The sequence below is a fragment of the Hydrogenivirga sp. genome (genome assembly GCF_056450045.1).
The window spans coordinates 1-5054 of the sequence record NZ_JBWONM010000184.1; the positions used below are offsets into that span (position 1 = coordinate 1).

General features: G+C 53.4%; 8 protein-coding genes. All 8 read left to right on the plus strand.

What is annotated here, in order from left to right:
* Nucleotides 1–24: 24 nt before the first annotated feature.
* Genes ppa through AC1HCM_RS07660 form a run of 8 tightly spaced genes read left to right on the plus strand, consistent with a single transcriptional unit; the run spans nucleotide 25 to nucleotide 4891 of the window.
* Nucleotides 25–555: an inorganic diphosphatase gene (gene ppa / locus AC1HCM_RS07625; protein WP_479461172.1), complete on the plus strand. Its 531-nt coding sequence runs from the start codon at nucleotides 25–27 to the stop codon at nucleotides 553–555.
* Nucleotides 552–1523, plus strand: a complete 972-nt coding sequence (locus tag AC1HCM_RS07630) for a KpsF/GutQ family sugar-phosphate isomerase (RefSeq protein ID WP_479461173.1) — start codon at nucleotides 552–554, stop codon at nucleotides 1521–1523. Before ppa ends, AC1HCM_RS07630 begins: the two co-directional genes overlap by 4 nt.
* Nucleotides 1524–1564: 41 nt before the next feature.
* Nucleotides 1565–2224: a F0F1 ATP synthase subunit A gene (atpB, locus tag AC1HCM_RS07635; protein WP_479461174.1), complete on the plus strand. Its 660-nt coding sequence runs from the start codon at nucleotides 1565–1567 to the stop codon at nucleotides 2222–2224.
* Between the two features lies 1 nt (nucleotide 2225).
* A complete protein-coding gene (locus AC1HCM_RS07640) occupies nucleotides 2226–2636 on the plus strand; it encodes a universal stress protein (protein ID WP_479461175.1) in 411 nt (136 codons plus the stop codon).
* 13 nt (nucleotides 2637–2649) lie between these two features.
* Complete coding sequence (atpE, locus tag AC1HCM_RS07645; protein ID WP_479461176.1) at nucleotides 2650–2997, plus strand: ATP synthase F0 subunit C; 348 nt, start codon at nucleotides 2650–2652, stop codon at nucleotides 2995–2997.
* Nucleotides 2998–3029: 32 nt separating this feature from the next.
* Complete coding sequence (gene rpmH / locus AC1HCM_RS07650; protein ID WP_479461177.1) at nucleotides 3030–3170, plus strand: 50S ribosomal protein L34; 141 nt, start codon at nucleotides 3030–3032, stop codon at nucleotides 3168–3170.
* The gene (gene yidD, locus AC1HCM_RS07655) at nucleotides 3171–3377 is read left to right on the plus strand and encodes a membrane protein insertion efficiency factor YidD (protein WP_479461178.1); all 207 of its coding nucleotides are present in this window, start codon (nucleotides 3171–3173) and stop codon (nucleotides 3375–3377) included.
* Nucleotides 3378–3418: 41 nt separating this feature from the next.
* A complete protein-coding gene (locus AC1HCM_RS07660) occupies nucleotides 3419–4891 on the plus strand; it encodes a YidC/Oxa1 family insertase periplasmic-domain containing protein (protein WP_479461179.1) in 1473 nt (490 codons plus the stop codon).
* Nucleotides 4892–5054 lie beyond the last annotated feature (163 nt).

Consider the following 5054-nt stretch of genomic DNA (forward strand, 5'->3'; position numbering starts at 1 on the left):
TAGGAAACTCTTAGGAGGTGTGATATGGGTCTGATGGACGTACCGGCGGGTAAGAACCCTCCCGAAGATATCTACGTCGTGGTTGAGATTCCTCAGGGGAGCGGTATAAAGTACGAGGTGGACAAGGAGAGCGGAGCTGTTTTCGTTGACAGATTTCTCTTCACGGCGATGCAGTATCCTTTCAACTACGGCTTCATACCTCAGACCCTCGCTGATGATGGAGACCCCGTTGACGTTCTCGTGATATCAAGGGAGCCGGTGGTTCCGGGCTCCGTGATAAGGTGCAGACCTATAGGCATGCTTGAGATGAGGGACGAGGAGGGTATAGACACCAAGCTCGTTGCTGTCCCCCACTCCAAGCTTGACCCTACCTATGAGGATATAAAGACAGTTGACGACCTTCCCCAGATACTCAGGGACAGGATAAAGCACTTCTTTGAGCACTACAAGGAGCTTGAGCCGGGGAAGTGGGTTAAGGTTGAGAGCTGGAAGGGGCTCCAGAGCGCCATAGAGGAGATAAAGAAGGGCATAGAGAACTACAGAGCGAAGTCATGAGTCCTGAGGAGGTTCTTCGTAGAGCGAGGAGGGTTATAGAGGAGGAGGTAAAGGGTATAGAGAGGCTCAAAGAGAGCCTCGGGGACAGCTTCGTAAAGGCTGTTGACCTTATACTTGACTGCAGGGGAAAGGTTGTAGTAACGGGGATAGGGAAGTCAGGACACATAGCCCGTAAGATAGCCTCAACCCTTTCAAGCACGGGCACGCCAGCCCACTTCCTCCATCCCTCGGAAGCCCTCCATGGCGACCTAGGCGTGATAGACTCCCAGGACGTAGTCATAGCCATCTCCAACAGCGGGGAGTCCGCTGAGGTTGTCGCCCTGATGCCTTACATAAAGATGCTCGGCGTTCCCCTGATAGCCATAACCAACAGGAAGGGCTCAACCTTAGCCAAGTACAGCGATGTTCACCTCTTCCTCAACGTTGACAGGGAAGCCTGTCCCCTTCAGCTCGCCCCCACAACCTCTTCAACGGCGACCCTCGTCCTCGGAGACGCCCTCGCCATGACCCTTCTTGAGCTAAGGGGCTTTACCGAGAAGGACTTCGCCCTCAGACACCCTGCCGGTGCCCTCGGCAGGAAGCTCAGGCTCATCAGGGACCTCTACCACACGGGAGATGAGCTTCCCCTTGTGAGAGAGGACACGCCCATGAGAGAGGTGGTCCTTGAGATGACCTCCAAGGGCTTTGGAGCGACCGCCGTTGTGGACTCCGAGGGAAGGCTCGTGGGTATAATAACTGACGGGGACCTCAGAAGGTTTGTCAAGAGGGGAGGGGACCTGAACAGGAGCTTGGCAAAGGAGGTTATGACCCGGGATCCAAAAACAGCGAGGGCTGATGAGATGGCTCTTGAGGCTCTCAGGAGAATGGAAGAGCACAAGATAACCGTCCTGATAGTTGTTGACGAAAGGGGGAAACCTGAAGGCATAATACACCTTCACGACATACTAAGGGCTGAGATAAACCTCTAACTGTGATATAATCTTTCAGCCGAAAACGAAGGAGTCAAGGAATGGAAGGAGTAAGCTTAAACCACGTTGTTCTGGGTCTTGTCGCTATGGGTATATCCGTGCTCCTCGTCCTGCTCGGCGGGAGACCCTCTATCAAGCCGACAAGGTATCAGGCTCTCCTTGAAGGCTACCTGAGGTTTGTAAGGGGCATGCTCACCGATAACATAGGCGAGAGGGGACTCAAGTACACGCCCCTTATAGCTGGCATGGGGCTCTTTATCTTCTTCTCAAACCTCCTCGGGATGGTTCCAGGTCTTGATGCCCCCACAGGAAACATGAACACCAACCTCGCAATGGCTCTGACGGTCTTCCTCTACTACAACTATGAGGGGATAAGGGAAAACGGACTTGCCTACTTCAAGCACTTCATGGGACCGATACCCTGGCTCGCTCCCTTCTTTGTCGTGGTTGAGATAATCTCCCACATAGCCCGTCCCATAACCCTCTCCCTCAGGTTGTTTGCCAACATGAAGGGAGGAGCGATACTCCTCTTGGCTCTGGTCGGCGTTGCGGTCAAGAACCCCTTCACGATGGCTCTATCCCCCGTGGCTCTCATCTTCATAATAGCTATAAAGTTTCTCGCCGTCTTTATACAGACCTACGTCTTTATGATACTCTCGGTTGTTTATCTTGCTGGAGCTGTCGTCCATGAGGAGCACTGATATGAAGATAGCCCTTATCCTTACCGATTCTTCCGCTGAGTGCAGGAAGTCCCTTGAGATGCTGAGGGAGTTTGCCGACTCCTTCTCAGCGGACATTGAGGTGTTTGTGGTCCTTGAGGACCTTTACAGGCTTGAGGAGGCGAGCGTGTCCCTCGGGGTACCCCTTCCTCCGGACACCGTTAAGAACGCAAAGGAGAGGGCTAAGAACAGGGTGAAGACCCTGTGGAGGCACATTGTAAACGACGAGAGTGCTCAGATTGAGATAAAGACCGTTGCCGGTGAGCTTGCCGAGGAGGCTCTCAAGTTCGTTGATGAGGAAAAGCCCGACCTGCTGCTCTGGGGTTGTCAGCCCACGGTGACCCTCTGCAAGGTTATAGATGAGGTGAAAGTTCCGTCCTTGATAATAAAGTGAAAGGAGGTAAGCAATGAAAGGAAAGGCACTCGCATCCATAGCCACGCTCATACTCCCAGCGCTCGGATTTGCCGCCGAGGGAGCTGCAGGCTCTTCCTCTGACAAGGCTCTCTTCTACGGGCTTCTCGCCCTTGCAGCCGGTCTTGCCATAGGATTGGCAGCCCTCGGAACCGGTATAGGAATGGGACACGCCGTCAGGGGAACCCAGGAAGGGATAGCGAGGAACCCCAACGTGGGTGGTAGGCTTCAGACGATAATGTTCATAGGCCTCGCCTTTATTGAGACCCTTGCCCTCTATGCCCTCCTCTTCTCAATCGTCTTCGTGTTCACGGGTATATTCTCCGGAAGGGCGGGCTTCTGAGCACCCGCCCCCTTTGGAAGGAGGGTTGAGCTATGCCTGAGGCTTTAAAGCCCCACATATCCAACAGGAAGAAGAAGAGGAAGAGCGGCTTCTTAGCCCGCATGAGAACCAAGTCTGGCAGGAGGATAATCAAGAGGAGAAGGCAGAAGGGAAGGAAGAGGCTGGCGCCTTAGATGAGTGCCCTTCTCATAAAGCTGCTTCGCTTCTGGCAGGTATTCCTGTCACCCCTCTATCCACCGAGCTGTAGGTTCCACCCTACATGCTCCGAGTACGCTATCTTGGCTGTGGAAAAGCACGGAGCCCTCAAGGGGACCCTCAAAGCCCTGTGGAGGGTTCTGAGGTGCGGTCCCTGGTCTAAAGGAGGTGTGGACTTACCTTGACGCAACAGCAAGGTCCTGACCCGAAGAGAATCTTCATAGCTATGACGCTCATAGCCTTCTTCCTGCTGGGCTATGAGATACTCTCCTCCTACCTTTTCAAGCCAGCACCTCAGGAGAAGGTGGCGCAGAAGACCGAAAAAGAGGTAAAGCCAAAGCCAAAGGAAAAGGCTCCACCCTCTATGCCTCAGCTTATGCTCGGCACGAGGAGGGAGAAGCTAAAGCCCGCCGAGACCCTCAAGTACGAGCTCGGCAACTTCTCCCTTGAAGTGTCCCCCGTAGGAGGTAGGATAGTCAGCTTCGTTGACAGGCAGTTCGGCTTTGACCTGATAACCGATGCGGAGAGGAAGCTCGGCGTATTTCCCCTTGAGGTATACACGGGAGACCCTTCACTGGACTATGAGCTCAACTTCGGTGAGTACAAGGTGGAGAGAAAAGGGGACAGCCTCATACTCACCTACCAGAAGGGAAAGGTAAGGCTGGTAAAGAGGCTCCTCTTTAAGGACTACTACATGGAGCTCACCGTTGAGACCAACCTCAAGAGGGTCCCCTACATACTCGTGGGAACCCATCCCTTTGAGAAGTCCTTTTACACCCACGAGGGACCCGTTCTGAAGATAAACGGGGAGGTCCTCCGTATTGACGTCGGAGACCTGAAGGGCAAGCAGCTCTATGAGGGAAGGATAGAGTTCGCCGGTGAGGAGAGCAGGTACTTCTTCAAGGGCTTCAAGGGGAATATAGAACGTGTTGTGGTTGACAAGGTCTCCTACAGGAGTGACGGGGAGGAGAAGTTCATAACCTTCACCTACGTGGGCTACAGTGAGCCAATGACCCTCTACATGGGTGCCAAGTACTACTCAAGGCTAAGGGAGATAGGGCTTGCGGACCTCTTGGACTGGGGCAGGCTGAAGGTTATAGTCAAGCCCCTTTTCATATTCATGTACTGGGTTTACGAGCACACGGGTAGCTGGATACTCTCCATAGTCATCCTGACCTTCCTCCTCAGGCTTATATTCTTCCCCCTCAACTACAAGAGCACGACCTCTATGATGAAGTTGCAGGAAGCCGCTCCGCGGCTTGAGAAGATAAGGAAGAAGTACAAGGACGACCCCGCTAAGATGCAGGAAGAGATGATGAAGCTTTACTCTGAGATAGGCTTCAACCCCATGAGCGGGTGTCTCCCGATACTCGTCCAGATACCCGTCTTTTTCGCCCTCTACAAGGTTCTGATAATAACGGTTGACCTGAAGCTCTCAGGTATGCTCTGGATACCGAGCCTCGCTGACAAGGACCCCTTTTACATACTGCCGGTTGTCATGGGTCTCACTATGGTGCTTCAACAAAAGCTCACACCAAATCCAGACCCCAAGCAGAATCTCATCATGTACATATCCGCCGTGGCTTTTACCTTCCTCTTCGCCAGCTTCCCCTCAGGACTTGTCCTCTACTGGACCGTTAACAACATACTCAACATCGGGCAGAACTACCTCATAAAGAACGTTATCCTCAAGAGGTGAGCTCAGCGTAGCCCTTCAGTGCCCAGCTCAGGGACTCCCTGTAGGGTATAGGTTCCCTTCCAAGGAGCTTCCTCACCCCATCGGGCTCAGCCCCGCCTACGAGCCCGCATACGTTGTCCTTCCACATCATCAGCATCTGGTCTGATGAGAAGGGAGGCGGCTG